14 protein-coding genes are annotated in these 16,300 nt (G+C 49.8%); 6 read left to right on the plus strand and 8 right to left on the minus strand.

Translation table 11 applies throughout. From position 1 onward, the window contains the following. The first annotated feature begins 68 nt into the window (after positions 1-68). From BZJ18_RS00745 to BZJ18_RS00755, 3 genes are read left to right on the plus strand one after another with little or no spacing between them, the layout of a single operon-like run. The gene (locus BZJ18_RS00745) at positions 69-806 is read left to right on the plus strand and encodes a nucleoside recognition domain-containing protein (RefSeq protein WP_077454941.1); all 738 of its coding nucleotides are present in this window, start codon (positions 69-71) and stop codon (positions 804-806) included. Next, positions 803-1,270, plus strand: a complete 468-nt coding sequence (locus BZJ18_RS00750; RefSeq protein WP_077454942.1) for a YjiG family protein — start codon at positions 803-805, stop codon at positions 1,268-1,270. Before BZJ18_RS00745 ends, BZJ18_RS00750 begins: the two co-directional genes overlap by 4 nt. Positions 1,271-1,278: 8 nt before the next feature. Next, on the plus strand, positions 1,279-2,415 hold the full coding sequence (locus BZJ18_RS00755) for a M20 family metallopeptidase (protein WP_077454943.1): 1,137 nt from the start codon (positions 1,279-1,281) through the stop codon (positions 2,413-2,415). A gap of 111 nt (positions 2,416-2,526) precedes the next feature. On the opposite strand, the gene BZJ18_RS00760 is transcribed toward BZJ18_RS00755, so the two are convergent. The 4 genes from BZJ18_RS00760 to BZJ18_RS00775 all read right to left on the minus strand — a co-directional run bounded on the left by BZJ18_RS00760 (position 2,527) and on the right by BZJ18_RS00775 (position 8,239). Then, positions 2,527-3,945, minus strand: coding sequence for a transporter substrate-binding domain-containing diguanylate cyclase (locus BZJ18_RS00760; RefSeq protein WP_198532153.1), 1,419 nt, complete (start codon positions 3,943-3,945; stop codon positions 2,527-2,529). Between the two features lie 205 nt (positions 3,946-4,150). Then, positions 4,151-6,082 (minus strand): RecQ family ATP-dependent DNA helicase, encoded by a 1,932-nt coding sequence (locus BZJ18_RS00765; RefSeq protein WP_077454945.1) that lies wholly within the window; start codon positions 6,080-6,082, stop codon positions 4,151-4,153. 159 nt (positions 6,083-6,241) lie between these two features. Beyond that, positions 6,242-6,850, minus strand: a complete 609-nt coding sequence (locus tag BZJ18_RS00770; RefSeq protein ID WP_077454946.1) for a bifunctional 4-hydroxy-2-oxoglutarate aldolase/2-dehydro-3-deoxy-phosphogluconate aldolase — start codon at positions 6,848-6,850, stop codon at positions 6,242-6,244. A 9-nt stretch (positions 6,851-6,859) separates the two neighbouring features. Beyond that, positions 6,860-8,239 carry a GntP family permease gene (locus tag BZJ18_RS00775; RefSeq protein WP_077454947.1) on the minus strand — a complete coding sequence of 460 codons (1,380 nt, stop codon included), beginning with the start codon at positions 8,237-8,239 and terminating at the stop codon, positions 6,860-6,862. Positions 8,240-8,391: 152 nt separating this feature from the next. On the opposite strand from BZJ18_RS00775, the gene BZJ18_RS00780 reads away from it, so the two are divergent. Further along, a complete protein-coding gene (locus BZJ18_RS00780) occupies positions 8,392-8,913 on the plus strand; it encodes a gluconokinase (protein ID WP_077454948.1) in 522 nt (173 codons plus the stop codon). Beyond that, positions 8,910-10,703: a phosphogluconate dehydratase gene (edd, locus tag BZJ18_RS00785; RefSeq protein ID WP_077454949.1), complete on the plus strand. Its 1,794-nt coding sequence runs from the start codon at positions 8,910-8,912 to the stop codon at positions 10,701-10,703. Before BZJ18_RS00780 ends, edd begins: the two co-directional genes overlap by 4 nt. Before the next feature lie 21 nt (positions 10,704-10,724). Here the strand turns inward: edd and BZJ18_RS00790 are convergent, their stop codons facing one another. Both BZJ18_RS00790 and BZJ18_RS00795 read right to left on the minus strand, forming a co-directional pair. Continuing rightward, positions 10,725-11,726 carry a substrate-binding domain-containing protein gene (locus BZJ18_RS00790; protein WP_077454950.1) on the minus strand — a complete coding sequence of 334 codons (1,002 nt, stop codon included), beginning with the start codon at positions 11,724-11,726 and terminating at the stop codon, positions 10,725-10,727. Positions 11,727-11,868: 142 nt separating this feature from the next. Beyond that, positions 11,869-12,945, minus strand: a complete 1,077-nt coding sequence (locus BZJ18_RS00795) for a linear amide C-N hydrolase (protein WP_274532553.1) — start codon at positions 12,943-12,945, stop codon at positions 11,869-11,871. A 66-nt stretch (positions 12,946-13,011) separates the two neighbouring features. On the opposite strand from BZJ18_RS00795, the gene BZJ18_RS00800 reads away from it, so the two are divergent. Beyond that, positions 13,012-14,007: a GGDEF domain-containing protein gene (locus BZJ18_RS00800; RefSeq protein WP_241824890.1), complete on the plus strand. Its 996-nt coding sequence runs from the start codon at positions 13,012-13,014 to the stop codon at positions 14,005-14,007. Between the two features lie 5 nt (positions 14,008-14,012). On the opposite strand, the gene arfB is transcribed toward BZJ18_RS00800, so the two are convergent. Both arfB and BZJ18_RS00810 read right to left on the minus strand, forming a co-directional pair. Continuing rightward, a complete protein-coding gene (arfB, locus tag BZJ18_RS00805) occupies positions 14,013-14,426 on the minus strand; it encodes an alternative ribosome rescue aminoacyl-tRNA hydrolase ArfB (protein ID WP_077454953.1) in 414 nt (137 codons plus the stop codon). A 157-nt stretch (positions 14,427-14,583) separates the two neighbouring features. Beyond that, positions 14,584-16,206, minus strand: a complete 1,623-nt coding sequence (locus BZJ18_RS00810; RefSeq protein WP_077454954.1) for a methyl-accepting chemotaxis protein — start codon at positions 16,204-16,206, stop codon at positions 14,584-14,586. Between the last annotated feature and the right edge of the window lie 94 nt (positions 16,207-16,300).

Below are 16,300 nucleotides of genomic sequence, written 5' to 3' on the forward strand. Positions count from 1 at the left end.
TTATCAACTTTCATTTCTGTGTCTGCCTCGATGATAAGCCCAATGTTGATTGAGCATGAGGGCGGTTTATGACACATCCAACCGAAACAGACAGACAGGTGACATGGGGGTGTTACTTGGCATTGATCTTCGCGATCGTATTTTTCTCGGGGTTGTTGCAATCCAATCAATGGTACGGCGTGTTTGATTTTACCACCTTGAACGGATCCTTCGGGCAGGTGGCTTATCAAGCGACAGCGGCGGCCGATGGGTCGGTGGAGGTGGCAACGACGTCACTTCGCGGCAAAGGCGGGAGTGGTGCACGAGACGGCTTTATTTTTGCGCTGACCCTTATTCCCACAGTGATGTTCGCACTCGGTATGATCAGTGTGCTTGAGCACTATGGAGCACTTGATGCCGCGCGCAGACTCTTAACCCCACTATTGAAACCCGTATTGGGCATTCCCGGCAACTCAGGATTGGCATTAATTGCCTCTATGCAGAGTACAGATGCGGGGGCGGCGATGACGCGTCAACTCAAAGATGAAGGTTACTTGACCAAACGGGAAACGGATGTGTTCACCATGTTTCAGTTCACGGCAGGGGCAACCATCGTCAACTTTTTCTCATCAGGTGCTGTGTTATTTACGCTGACGCTGTCAGATGGCTCGTTAGCCGTGACCTCGTCGATTGGTCTCGCGATTGGTGTGATCTTCTTGTTTAAGTTCATCGGCGCCAATGTATTTCGTGTCTACCTCAATATCACCGAGGGTAAAGGGCCACAGCGAGACAAGTCTCAATCCTATCAAGAGGAGCACGCGTCATGACTCATTCTTCCAGCAGTAAACCCATGATCACCGATATCTTTGTCGAAGGGGCAAAAAAAGGTTGGCACATTGCAACGACGTCGACGGTTCCTAATGTGGTCATGGCGTTTGTGATTATTAAGGCGCTGCAAATCACCGGGTTATTAGGCTTGATGGGTGAGGTGTTTTCGCCTGTGATGGCGGTGTTTGGCTTACCCGGCGAAGCGGCTGCCGTGCTAATGGGAGCATGGATGTCAATGGGAGGCGCGGTTGGTGTGGTGATCACCTTGTTTGACCAAGGCATTCTCACCGGCACCCACATTGCGATTTTGGTCCCCGCTATCTATTTAATGGGCTCACAAGTGCAATACATCGGCCGAGTGATGGGCCCGATTGGTACCGAAGGTCGTTATATCCCCATCATGGTTGGCATTTCGATTCTGAATGCTTTTGGTGCGATGTGGGTAATGAATCTTTTACTTTAGGAGGCATGATGATGTTTTCTTTGCAACGCTACTTGGATGAGTTAGCGCCTCTGGTGAATGCCGACTGTGGCACGTTCCAGCGCGACGGCATTGAGGTTATTGCAGCCTTGATGGCTGATAAGTATGAACAAATGACAGGCTGGCACATTAAGCGTGTCGATTGTGGTGAGGCAGGGGTGGGATTAGAGATCCGAAACCAGCCCACCGATCCGCATATTGATGTGATGATGATTGGCCATATGGATACTGTGTTTCCAAAAGGGACGGCGGTTGAGCGTCCGATGCATGTGGAAGAGGGCTTTGCCTACGGCCCGGGTGTATCCGATATGAAATCGGGTTTGTTGAATATCGTCTATGCACTGCGCGCATTACCACAAGCTGAACGTGATGCACTCAGCATTTGCATTTGTATGAATCCTGATGAGGAAGCGGGCTCGATACATTCTAGTGACTGGTTGGAATCCGTTGCACACGATGCACGTTATGTGCTGGTGGCAGAGGCCGCGCGGGCTGATGGAGGTTTAGTGAAAGCGCGGAAAGGCATGGCACGGTATAAAATAGCCATATCAGGCCGTGCGGCGCACGCGGGGAATGAACCAGAGAAAGGACGTAGCGCGATAACAGAGTTGGCTCACTGGCTGGTGACGCTCGATAGTATGAAAGATCTTGAGGCCGGCACCAGTATTAATGCTGGCGTGATTGAAGGCGGAACGGGAGCAAATATTGTGGCCGCACATGCATCGGCACTGGTTGATATTCGATTTTGGGATAACACCGCTTATGATGCGCTCGATCAAGCCATCCAAGCCCGCGCCTCTCATCCTTACACGGCTGATGTCACCATTGAATTGGTCCGCGAAGCTTACAAACCGGCAATGGTTCCCACGCCTGAAACAGAGCAGTTGATGGGGCTTGTCGAAGCGGCTGCCTTTGATGAAGGTGTTCCAATTCATTGGAAAGCGGTAGGTGGCGGATCTGATGCGAATAATACCGCTGCCATTGGGATCCCCAGTTTGGATGGTTTTGGCCCAGTTGGGGCGAATTTCCACAGTGACGACGAATACCTTCAACTGGACTCAGTGGAGCCCAGAATACGTTTACTGACCCGCGTATTGTCTCGGCTCGCTGAGCAAAAAAATCGCTAGTTACCCCGTCGGCGGTTACAAACAGGTGGCCGCCTTTTACTCATTGCGTGCTGCGTTATCTCACCGTATGTGGACAACCGTTGTAACGGCGAATCAGAGCCAGTTTTGCGGCTAAATAACATTGAGTACGGCGCAGTGCTTGCCTTGCTTTTTGGCCTGATACATAGCTTTATCTGCTGCGGGGATCTCGCTATCGCTGAGCCCATCAGGATAATAGGCCACGCCTAGGCTGATCGTCACAGGCGTGGGATGATTAAAGCGCGCAAGGCTTTGTCGGGCAATTTCATCGCACAAGAGTCGCGCTTGTGATAGCGCTCGTTCAGCACTGGAAAAGGGATGAAGAACCCCAAACTCCTCACCGCCAATACGTGCAAGTATCGCATCATTGGGAAGAAGACTTTTGGCTGTTTCCGCGACAAAACAGATCACCTCGTCACCATGCGCGTGACCAAATACGTCGTTAAAGGCTTTGAAATCATCAATGTCAAAGACCATCAGTGCCATGTTTTTTGGCTCTCCTTGTTTGTCTTTTAAACACTGATAAAAAAAGCGTCGGTTATGTAGCTGTGTCAACGAGTCAGTGACGGCTTGTTCTTGAAGCTGGGCATTGGCGATTTGTAGCGCGTGCGTTTTTTGGCGAACATTACGTTTAAGCAGCAAAATATAACTGACCACGATCAAGACGCCGAAAGTGATCAGTGTGGGAAACAGGTAAGCGGGATAAACGGTCTCAACGTCATAGTAAACCCAACGGTTGAGGAGTTGGCGTTTGGTATCATCATCCAGCCAGTTAAATTTATTACTTACTTGATTGAGCAAAGCCGTATTGCCTTTGGCAAACCCTGCATAAAGGGTTTCGGTGTAAAGATGACGAACAGGAATAAAGAGATTTTGATTGGTGGTGGTATAAAGGTGATAATTTGCCACTTGCAGATCGGCCACAAATGCTTGGATTTTTTCAGATAATGCGGCATCAAGCATGGCTTGGTTATTCGGGAAAAGCTGTAATGCTACGTCTGGAAAGTTAGCGCTCATAAACTCTTCTTCGTACCCGCCTTGTACCACGCCAATCTTATGTTCGGTCTCACCAGAAAGGACAAAGTCAGCAGACGTGCCCATCATGGATTGACTGAAAAACACCTGGGTATCGATGGCGAAAAGCGGTGTCCCGAAATCCATAAACTTAAGCCGCTCTGGCGATTGTAGAAGGCCAGCGTGAATGTCTGCCTCCCCAGAGCGTACTAAGTCAATCGAACCTTGCCAATCGGTCAGCAGGAATTTGATTTTATAGCCATTACGTTTGCCAAATTCCTTCCAAAAATCTACTAATATTCCCTTGGGTCTTCGCTGTTCATCCAGATAGGAAAAAGGCCGCCAAGCATGTGAGTTGGCTACTGTTAATACTGGTTTTTGTGATTCTGGCTGCTGACTTTGTTCAGCGTGGACAGCAGAGCTCATTGCTAGCAGTGCGACCCATACCAGTATAATCATTTGACGAACAAATAGAGGTAACGCACTACAATCCAGCATAGACAACCTTTGGATTTGGTCATAAACCAAAACGGAAGAAAACCAATGACTCATGTCGTTACTGTCAGTATATGAATAAAACGCCTCTTTGGCGATAAATCTCATTTTTACTGCATAATTGTAGGATGATGCGGCCACAGCGTTTCGAGCTTCACTGTGGCATGCGTTAGCAGAGAGATGGCATGGCGGCTGATGGAAAACTAGCCTATTGCTCAGTGATTGGCCCCCACTCCGAGACCAAGCTTTCTTTGACCGTTTGATACGGATAAGACGCAAGGGCGCCAAACCCAGGTATGGCCTTTGCCTTAATTTTGGTATGGAGCGGCGAAGATAGACCGAGTAAAAAGCGCGTCGTCGCCGCCGAAGTTGGCGTTTCATCGCAAGCGGCGGCAAAGTGCTGACACCATGAGGACAACGCTTGCGCATCGATCGCCGGTAATTCTGGGCGCGGAGGTAAATGGGCGATCTCGCCTTGGCATACCGAGCAATGACCACAGGTGGTTGGTGCCGCATGATCACCAAAATAGTCGGCAAGGCGCTGACTAATACAGGTTGAAGAAGATAACAAGGTCAGTAATTGGTTGATGCGGGCAAGCTCGCTCTGCTCTTTTTTGGCAAAAAGGGCATACAGCGTCTCAGCTTGATCGTGAATATCAATCTCGTGGGTGTTCACGCCAAACACTTGTGTGGCTTGTTGGGTGGCAAGTGATAACCAACCTTGTTCGTGAAAGTACTCCAATGCAGTTAACGCGCGCTTTCTTTCTGCTCCAAAGCGTTGCCACAGTTGTTGGAAATCCATCTTGTACCAGGTTTTTGCTTTGATCGCGCATGCAAATAGCTGGGCAACAAATTCGCGTCGCTCACCATGGAATTTGGCCGTAATGGCGGCGGGTGACTCCACACATTGGAATTTTACATCGGCAAAGTAACTGTATTGGCTGGTGATCACGCCGGCCATTTCTAAATAAACGAGCAAGGTTTTAAGCGGTAAGAGCCGAATATTATATGTCCGTGAAAGACTATGGAGCATGACTTCCCATTGTTGACCTGCCTGTTGTACTTCTTCTAGTAACCCCTGAATCGCCATTTTGTCTGGCGTATCGCCGTAGATAAAATTTTCCAGCACATTCAGACTCGATTGGTTGGCGAGCACCGTGCACGTTGCGTTTTCTCCGTCTCTTCCGGCGCGGCCAATTTCTTGGCTGTAGTTTTCGATTGATTTAGGCAAGTCAAAATGGATGACACGCCGGATGTCCGCCTTATCGACGCCCATCCCAAAGGCGATGGTCGCGACAATACACGGCGCACGGCCCGACATAAATGCCTCTTGTATTGATACACGCGTCTCGTGATTCATGCCAGCATGATAAGCGGTCGCGGGGATATGCTGGGTTTGTAGCCACTCGGCCACACTCTCCGCCGTTTGCTGCTGGGTGACATAAATGACGGTCGGCAAATTGGGGTCATGCTTTAACTGCTCAACCAGCGCTTGCCGCTTATGCGTCTCTTCCACAGCGACCACATTTAGATGCAGGTTAGGACGATAAAAGCCGGTTAACGTGGTGTTGTTTGTCGGGATGGCAAACTTTCGCTGCATGTCCTCAACCACAGCCGGCGTCGCAGTCGCGGTGAGAAGCAACACCTGTGGAATATTCAACTGCTCTCGGTAGGCGGGGAGTTTGAGGTAATCGGGACGAAAATTGTGTCCCCATTCAGAGATACAATGCGCTTCATCTACCACCAATAACGAGATCGGGATAGGAGTGATAAACTGGCGAAAACGTTCGTTATTCAAACGCTCGACTGAAATCATCAGTACCTTGATGTCGCCGCGACGGACTTGATCCATCACTTGTTTGGTTTGTTCGGGTGTCTGCGTTGAATCGATGGTGGCCGCAGGGATGCCTTTGCGGGTCATAAATGCAAGTTGATCATGCATTAATGCCAGCAAAGGCGAAATCACCAATGTTAAGTGGGGCAGCTGTGTGGCCGGCAATTGATAGCACAATGATTTACCTGCACCTGTGGGAAAGATCGCACAGGCGGATTCACCTTGCATCACCTGCGAGATCACTGCTTCTTGTCCCGCACGAAATGACGAAAACCCAAAAATTTGCTTAAGTGCCTGTGCCAACATACCGTCTTTCCCCTACTTTTAACCAAGTGTCTGTTTATGAACAGGCGGGAAAAGGTATCGGCTATGTGCCGAGGTTGCAAGCACAGGCGGTAGGCGTGCGAGCGACCCCATTATCTGCAATAAGTGGGGTCGCTCTTTTCTTAACGGATGCGAGAGCTATCACAGCGCCTTAATCAGTGCCGCGATCTCATCCCACTTTTGCTCATCAATCAACTTGGCGGGCACCATCCAAGTGCCGCCGCATGCGAGTACCGAGGGCAACGCGAGATAATCGCTCACGTTTTCTTCACTCACGCCGCCGGTTGGCATAAAGCTGACGGGATATACCGCAGAGAGTGCTTTTAACATTGCAATGCCTCCCGACGCTTCCGCGGGGAAAAACTTCAACGTATCAAGACCAAGTTCCATGGCTTGCTCGACCAAACTCGGGTTGTTGATCCCAGGGACGATGGCAATTCCACGTTGCTGGCAATGTTTTACTGTAGTGGGGTTAAGCCCAGGGCTAACAATAAAATCCGCCCCTGCATCTATCGCGGCGTCGACTTGTGCAAGCGTCAGTACTGTTCCGGCCCCAATCAGTAGATCGGGATAGGCATCGCGCATTTGGCGGATAGCACTGGCAGCCGCGTCGGTACGAAAGGTGATTTCGGCGCACGGTAAGCCATTATCGACCAGGGTTTTGGCGAGCGGCACGGCATCGTCCGCATGATTAATCGCAATTACCGGCACGATGCGTATCGCCTTGAGGCGTTTATTCAGTTCAGTCATGAAGATCCCTTACAGTAAAACGCTTAACAGCGCTACGATAACAAACGCGATGGTTCCGAGCAGGGTTTCCATCACAGTCCAAGTTTTAAGTGTGGTTTTTTCATCCATTTCGAGCAGGCGCGACACCAACCAAAAGCCCGAGTCGTTGAAATGCGATAAAACGGTAGCTCCACCGGCAATCGCGATGACAATAAAGCATAAATCGAGTTGAGATAAGCCGACAGTGTGCGACACCGTGGGCGCAATCAGCGCGGCCGTAGTGGTCAGCGCGACGGTGGCGGAGCCTTGTGCAACGCGCAAGCAGGTGGCAATCACAAACGCGGCCAATATTATCGGCATCCCTGTATCTGACAGCATGTTGGCGAGTGCTTCCCCAATGCCGCTAGCACGAAGTACGCCTCCAAACATACCACCTGCACCGGTCACCAAAATCACCGCACAAATCGGTGCCAATGAGTCGGAGCACAGCTTCTCCATTTTACTTTTGCCAAGCTTTTGGCCGAAGACTAACAAGCAAGTTAACAGCGTGATGAGCAGTGCAACCGGTGTTTTACCCAGCATACGCAAAAAGCCGACCCAAGCACTCTCCCCGTTGACTATACCCGCCACGCTCAGCGCGTTCAGGCCAGTATCAAGGAAAATTAGCATGACAGGTAGGAGTAAGATCATCAGCACCGTCGAAAAGGCGGGATGGTCCTTTTTGTTTTTAAACATCACTTCTGTATTTAAAAACGCCTTCGCAAGGGGAATATTGAATTTTTTACCGGCATACAAAACAAATAAATAACCGCCTAGATACCAAGTGGGTAGCGAAACCAGTAGCCCAACAACCAAGAGCAGACCCATATCTGCGCCGAGTAAATCTGAGGCAGCAACCGGACCGGGATGTGGCGGAACGAAGGTATGCATAACCGCAAATGCACCCGCGACGGGTAGGGCATACTTTATCGGTGAGCCACCTAAACGTTTCGCGACACTAAACATAATGGGCATCATCACAATCAGCCCCGCATCAAAGAAGATCGGAAAGCCAAATAGTAGAGAAGCGATACCCAATGCAAACGGAGCACGGGCTTCGCCAAAGCGGTCGATCAGCGTATCGGCCAATACATTCGCGCCACCGGTGACTTCGAGAATTTTACCAATCATGGCGCCGAGCCCAACGAGCAAGGCGACCGACGCCAGGGTGCCGCCAAACCCTGTCATCATGGCCGGTACTACCTTATCGGTAGGGATCCCCGTGGCCAAAGCCGTGATTAAGCTGACCAATGTGAGTGATGCAAATGCATGCACCTTCAGCTTCATTATTAGGAGTAATAACAGTGCGATAGCGCCCAATGCTATCAAGAGTAGGGTAGTGGGTTCAGGGCTTTGTGCGAGTAGTTCCATGGCTCACCTCTTCCGACCAGGATGTTTGTGTCAAACTTCACAAATCTCATAGTTACCGGTAACATGTTACCGGTAACCACACTAAGATAAAGACAATTATTGAATGCGTTATCAAAAATGAGATCTGGTTAAAATCTCGCTAAGGAGTCGGTATGGCAATTGGCAGTGTGATTGTGATGGGCGTCAGTGGCTCGGGAAAAAGCACCTTAGGCGTGAAATTGGCAGCGCGCTTGAAGGCCAAATTCATCGATGGTGATGACCTGCATCCACGGGRAAATATCGAGAAAATGGCAAGTGGGCAGCCGCTTGATGATGATGACCGCACGCCATGGCTATGCCGGATCCGTGACGCTGCTTTTAGTCTCGAACACAAACAAGAATATGGGGTGATTGTATGCTCTGCCTTGAAGCGTCGTTATCGCGATCTCATTCGTGAGGGCAATCAGAACGTCACTTTTTTGTTTCTCGACGGCGATTATGCGCTGATCCTCGCAAGACTCAGAGCGCGCAAAGGGCATTTTATGAAAACCCATATGCTGGATAGCCAGTTTGCGACGTTGGAGGCGCCGGGTGACGATGAGCCTGATGTTGTCCGCGTTGCCATTGATGCAGACATCGATACTGTGGTGACGCGTGCCGTGCACGCCTTAGCAGCCATGGAGGATCGGAAATGACACACCCGACTTTAATGGCCGTGACAGAGGCGTTACGCCAGCGCAGCCAACCGACGCGCACCGCGTTTTTGCGTCAGACTCAACAGCAAGCTGATACAGGAAAAGCGCGCACCACCCTATCTTGCGGCAACATGGCTCACGCCGTGGCGGCGTCGTGTCAACAAGATAAACAACACATGCTGGATATGACCACCGCCAATGTGGCGATTATCAGCGCCTATAACGATATGCTGAGCGCGCACGCGCCCTATGCTGACTACCCTGATCAGATCAAAGCGGCGCTTCAACCTTTGGGCCACACGGCGCAAGTCGCAGGCTGTGTGCCCGCGATGTGTGATGGTGTCACACAGGGGCAGCCGGGAATGGAAATGTCCTTGTTTTCACGTGATGTGATTGCACAGGCGACTGCGATATCGCTCAGTCACAATGTGTATGACGCAACATTATTGCTTGGTGTATGCGATAAAATTGCACCGGGACAATTGATGGGCGCGCTGGCCTACGCCCATTTACCGACCTTATTTGTACCCTCCGGCCCAATGGCCTCGGGGACAAGTAACGAAGAAAAAGTCGCGGTGCGCCAAGCCTATGCGGCAGGCAATCTTGGCAAAGAAGCTTTATTGACCATGGAATGCCAAGCTTATCATAGCTCGGGAACCTGTACCTTCTATGGCACGGCCAACACCAACCAACTGGTGCTTGAAGCCATGGGATTGATTCTTCCTGGTGCGGCGTTTGTTGCCCCCAACTCATCATTACGCCAAGCGCTGACTCGCTATGCTGCAACAGCGTTAGCTTCCCAATGTGCGGGAAGTGCGAATTACCGACCACTCGCCGATGTGGTGACCGAAAAAAGCGTGGTAAACGGTGTGGTCGCGTTGTTGGCCTCGGGCGGCAGCACCAACCATACGATTCACTTGGTGGCGATGGCGCGTGCCGCTGGCATCATCCTAACCTGGGAAGATATGGATGCGCTTTCTCATGTTGTGCCCTTACTGGCTCGGGTCTACCCCAATGGACCCGCTGATATTAATGCCTTTGAGGCGGCAGGGGGCGTGCCCACGCTGATGGCGCATCTGCATTCGCTTGGGTTACTGCATACGGACACTGTGCCTGCTATCGGCCAGTTTAGCGACCAGCTGACCACACCACGATTAGATAAGGGGCAGCTTGTTTGGGAAACTGCCACCCCATCAACCGATACAGCGGTCATCGCCCAGCCCGGTTCACACTTCAGTGCAACCAGTGGTTTGCTCATGCTGTCTGGCAATATGGGTAATGCAGTGATCAAAGTCTCTGCCGTGGATCCTGCGCACCGTGTTGTTTGTGCGCCCGCGCGGGTGTTTGATTGTCAGCACCAAGTCGAGCAGGCTTATCAGCGTGGTGAGCTCAACCAAGATGTGATTGTGGTGGTGCGTTTTAATGGCCCCGCCGCGAATGGCATGCCAGAGCTGCATAAGCTCATGCCGATTCTTGGCAATGTGCAAAAAATGGGTTATCAGGTCGCATTGGTGACAGATGGCCGGTTATCCGGCGCGTCAGGAAAAGTCCCTGCGGCCTTGCATGTCTGCCCGGAAGCCATGCATGGCGGTGCATTGGCGGGTGTGCAAGACGGCGATCTGATCACATTGGACGCGAATACTGGCGTATTGACCTGCCATGCTGACTTATCTCAACGATATGTAGCTAATACGCCTCAAGCTGCTACAACCTGGGGACGTGATTTGTTTGCTGCGGCGCGTCAGCAGGTGTCTCGCGCTGATGAAGGAGCGACGTATCTATTTCCGTGATTGCTCGGTCAACCGTGATGGTTACAAGCTGCCACCGTCTGTGATGGTGTGTGGGATAGCATGCACTTTTTCGGTGATAGTTTCACCGCTTAATGCTTGAATCAAAAGTGTCGCGCTGCGCTCACCGATTAACTCTCGGGGCGTCGCGACACTGGTGAGTCTTGGGCTGACCACAGTGCCAATATCCAACGCATTGTAGCCGACAATGCTAAGCGTTTTAGGTACCTCAATGTCCTGCTGTTTACAGGCAAGTAACGCACCGACGGCGAGGTCATCATTGGTACAAAACAGCCCGTCACAGTTGGGATACTGAGCCAAGGTTTGGTTAAGTAAGGTTTCGCCCAAGCTAAATGAAGAATGCTCTTCGGTGGCAACACAGCGAGGGGTGAGTCCTGCCTGTATCATCGCGCGTTCGTACCCTTGTTGCCGCAGCTGAGTACGGGTATCTAACCGAGCCGCCAAGTACACGATCTGCGTTTTCCCTTTATTGATCATGGCTTGAACCGCATCATAAGCGGCTTGCTCATGATCAAGCCCAACGGCCATATCAATCGGCGTTTCTGGAAGCTCCATGGTTTCTACCACAGGAACAGCGGCGGTTTTTAACATTTGTAACGTACGTGGGGTGTGGTTAGTTTCAGTGAGGATCAAGCCATCCACTTGATAAGAGAGCAAAGAGGCAATTTTCTCTTCCTCTGCCTGCTCGCTATAGCCGGCGTGCGTAATCAAAATGTCGTAGCCATGTGCCTTAGTCACGCGTTCAATGCCCTGGACTAAATGCGCAAAGACTTGGTTAGACAATGAAGGAAGCACAATTCCAATGGCTTTGCTCGATGATTTAGATAGCATCGCAGGGACGCGATTTTGAATGTACCCCAACTCTTCAATCACCGCCGCAATCTTGTCGCGTGTCGCAGGGGCGACTGACTCAGGATTGCGCATATAGCGCGAGACTGTCATTTTGGTCATCCCAACGCGATCGGCAATATCTTGTAAAGTAGCGCGATTTCTTTTGTCTTTCATCTCAATGCACTAGCTGAAAATGTTACTTGTAACATTAGAGCAATCCCATGTCGGATAAGCAAGCAAAAAGGGATGAGGTATTATCGGGGATGGGAACAAAGCCGCTAGACAAGAGTTTGACGGCGTTTGCTCCGTATTAGTGTTAGACGAATGGATTTTCACATTTGGTCAGATAGCAACTCACATCACCCGATTGAACCGGGCAGACGGACTCTGTCGATTTTTCTTTTTGGAGTTGCAGTCGCTGACAGTCTTGGTGGTCCGGTGAAAAGTGTATCCATACGCTATCCATGGTCAAGGTGTTGGCAAGGTAATAAACGTGCTGACGATGATCAGCCACATTGGTCCAAATGGTGTAAGACGCTTTTTCTGTGTGATAAGGGTTAAAATTAACAGGAACAGAGCACGTAGCTACGAGCGAACGTGCTTGATAAACCGCTTCACGCCGGTTTTGCGCGGGCTGGCTAAAGGTTAAGTAATAGCTGGCTCGCTCAAAACGTTGCGTAGCACTGTTGCCGCCAGGTGCTGAATAAACCGGGTGAGCAATAGGATTGTTAGGATCAAGCCCCCACGTGTAAGTCCAGTAAGCCTTCAGCGTTTGTTGCGTATTATAGTCGGGTTGGTTGGTGACAACAGTATCGTCATGGCTTTCATAGAGTTGAAAAACGCCGTCTCGCACTTCGATAACTCCGGCATTTCCATCGGCATCGGAAAGTGATAGATGCAAATGAGAGTCAGTGTCCGATGTATCAGGTAAGCGTTCTGAAACGATGGTGATCGTGTTTGAGGTAAAAAACTGAATCACTTGATGAACGTTGGCAAAACAATCCAATACAAACTGCACCCAGCGGTTAGCACTCAAAAATTGTCCGTCTCCGGTTGCCGGCCCGTAACTGACATCTGAGTCATATAGGCCATTCACGGCTAATCCGGCTTCGTTGAGGCCGTCCACGGCAGCATAACCTTGCTTGTCACTACCCATGACAGTGACGAGACTTGCGTATTCCGAGCGCCATTGTAGTACCTGCTGCTTACGAATACCGAGCTGGCTAGCAGACTTCGCGTCCAGTCCTCGACTTTTCATACCTGTTGGGAAACGATAGAAATAGGTATTAATGGGCCAAAACCAGTCCATATTGCGCGCAGTGATAAGATATTGTGGATTTAGATTATTAAATATGCGTGTACACATATTCACTGACACCTTTATTCTTAACATGGTATACGAACAAGGCTAACATAGGTTATGTCATAAAAATTGGGCCAAAGAGAATGGATAGTGGAAATGAGTGAGCTCAATAGCAGTTCTGAGTTGCGCACCAAAGTGCTTAAAGGATTAAGCCTGGGTGTGGGTGGTTTAGCAGTCTTGGTGGCGATCGGTAATATTCTTGTTAGTCAAAGCTATATCTATGCGTCATTTGTGATGCTTTACGCGCTTTACTCTTGGCACGTATATCGACAAACCTCTAACACGACCTTTTTTAATGGCCACAAATACATTATGTCGGTCAGTCTGACGATATTGGTGATAGCGGGAACGGTTTTGAAGCCAACGGACACTGGCACGTTCTTCTGGACGTTAGTGTTCCCTATTATTTATTACCTACTGTTAGGGCATAAAGCGGGGTTTTTGGCTACCGTGTCTTTATTTCTCATCCAAATGGTTAATATCGCTTTTCAGTTTGATACCGAGCAGTATTTCGACATGATAACCATGATGCTTAACTTTTCGTTTAGTTACGTCACCATTGCCGTTGTCTCGCATGCCTATGAGATTAATCGCGTACTGGCGGAAAACAAACTGAGTAAACTGGCGACGTGTGACCCGCTAACCGGAACTAATAACCGCCTCGCGTTGAAGCATCGTTATCAAGCATTACAAGATCAGCAGGCCGAGTTTCATCTTTTGGTGCTGGATCTTGATCATTTTAAAACGGTTAATGATGAACATGGCCACGATGGCGGCGATGTCGTGTTGCAATCGGTGGTGAACACCATGGTCGAGGTCGTGGGGAGTAACAACGTATTCCGGCAAGGGGGCGAGGAGTTTTGTCTTCTTTTAGAAGGTGTTTCTCATCATGATGCGCTAGCGGTGGCAGAGCGAATCCGCAAGCGTATTGCGAAAACCCCGGTTGTTTATCAGCAACGGTCTATTCCTGTTACGGTCAGTATCGGGGTCACGCAAAGCGAGGCGTCAAAATGTGCTCAAGAAATCAGTCGCCAAGCGGATGAGAATTTGTATGCGGCTAAAGCGAGTGGTCGGAATAAAGTGGTGGCGTGAAACTGTTAAGGAGCCACTTTGCCTCGCAGGGCTTTGGTTTGGCTCTTACGTTTTTTAGCATCCACGCGGCGACGTTGTGACGCTTTGGTTGGCCGAGTTGGCTTGCGTTTTTTCTGCTCTACCATTGCGCCTTTGATAAGCGCCTGCAATCGCTCTAGTGCGTCTTCTCGGTTTAGCTCTTGGGTGCGATAGTTTTGCGCTTTTATCACCACGACGCCGTCTTTGGAGATGCGTGAATCGGACAGCGTCATTAAGCGTGCTTTGTAGGCATCAGGCAGTGACGAGGCTTGGATATCAAAGCGTAGATGAATGGCGCTCGATACTTTGTTGACGTTTTGCCCGCCTTTCCCTGCGGCGCGGATTGCCGTGAGCTCAATTTCAATGTCGGGAATCGCTACTTTGTTGGATAGAGTCAGCATACGGCCTCAAATATTAACAAGAGGCGCGCAGTGTACATAGCATTAGGCCTGTGGCGCAAATCGACCAGCAGGCCAGAGTCACTCGCTGAATCAGAATCAAGCACGCGCTTTACGCTGGTTTCAGCCCCGAGCGTAATAAACCGGATGAGGCAATAAACTAAAGCTTAAATGTTTCCATGCGCGTTTTTAAGTTATGCGCAAGATTGCTGATTTGGTCACAGGCAATCGCTGTTTGCGTTGCCCCCTCGGCCATTTCCGTTGAGGCGCTATTAATGTTCTCAACGCTGCGGTTAAGCTCGTTTGAGACAGAGCTTTGCTCACTGCAGGCGGTCGCTATTTGGGTACTGCGTTGCGCGATATCATCGACAGAGACTTCAATTTCTCGCATTTGTTCGCCGGTATTGCTCACCGTTTCTACACATTGCGTAATGCCTGTTTGGCATTCATGGCTGGATTCGCGGACCTTAGTCGTGTTTATTTGCAGTGTCTCGATGGTATTAACAATTTGCTCGGTCGATTCTTGAGTGCGCTGTGCCAGTGAGCGAACCTCATCGGCTACCACGGCGAACCCTCGGCCTTGCTCACCGGCACGGGCTGCTTCTATCGCCGCATTCAAAGCCAGTAAGTTAGTTTGCTCAGCAATACCACGAATCACATCAACCACGACATTAATATCCTCTGAGCTAGATTTCAGTTGCTCTGTTAATGTTTCTGAGTCTTGCATCAATCCAGATACGCGTTCAATAATGCTAATCGCATCGGCTAATGACCCACACCCTTTTTTCGCGATCTCTGCTGCCGAGTGCGCTGATGTTGCGCCTTCTTCGGTATTCTGCGCCACTTCACTGACGGCAGCTTGCATTTCTGTCATGGCAGACGCCACCGATCCAAGCTCTTGCTGCTGGTTTTGCATACCTGACGCATTTTGAGATGAAATCGCGCTTACCTCTTCAACGGCGGCCGTCAATTGAATCGTCGAGTCACTAATTTCTGATACCAGCTCGTGCAAATTACTTTGCATGGTGACCAGCTCCTTAAGCAACGTGCCAAGCTCGTCTTTAGATAAATCGTTCTTATCAATGTTATTGTTGAGCTGGCCTTTAGCAATACTCGAAGCAAATGCCAGCGCTTTGTCAATGGGGCGAGAGATAGAGCGAGAAAGTATCAGGGTCGACGCTAAGATGACCAACACAATCACCAAGGTACCAATTGCTGAGTTGATTTGAGCGATATGAGCCTCTTGGTTTGCGTTTTCGATTATTTCACTTACTCGCTTATCATTCAGTTTTAGAGCCTGATTCAGGTCGTCTAATGCACTGACGTATGTGTCAAAACTGGCTAACACGATCTGATTGGCTTCATCGCTATCTCCGCTTTTAAGTAAGCGGTTGTATGACTGTGTTTCTTGAATATACTGACGCCAAGTTTTCTTAAACGTCGTAAATAACTGGCGCTCTTCCGACGTTAACTCTAAGGCTTCATAAGCCTTAATGCCTGCTTGCACATCGGCGCGCCATTGATCAAGTGTGTCAAGCCATTGTGGTAATTGAGGGTGATCACTGTTTGGGAGTAACGAAAACTCATCTTTACGAACCTTGGTGACATCCACCTGAATCCCTTTCAATATTTCCACTGAAGGTAAACTTTTATCTGACAGTTGTTTAATGTCATTAGTTAAGGTTGATAAACCCATCATAAAGACCAGGGCGACCGACGCAAAAACGATAAAAACGGCGGTAAAGCTGAGCCATATCTTTTTTACAACACTTAAGTTTTTCATGGTTTATGTTCCTGATTGTCACAGCACTAGACGTATAATCATGTTAGCCTAAGCGTAGACCGTTAAAGCGTAACGTGCCTTGAATATGCAAACC

Source organism: Salinivibrio sp. IB872 (assembly GCF_001995345.1).
Lineage (GTDB): Bacteria > Pseudomonadota > Gammaproteobacteria > Enterobacterales > Vibrionaceae > Salinivibrio > Salinivibrio proteolyticus.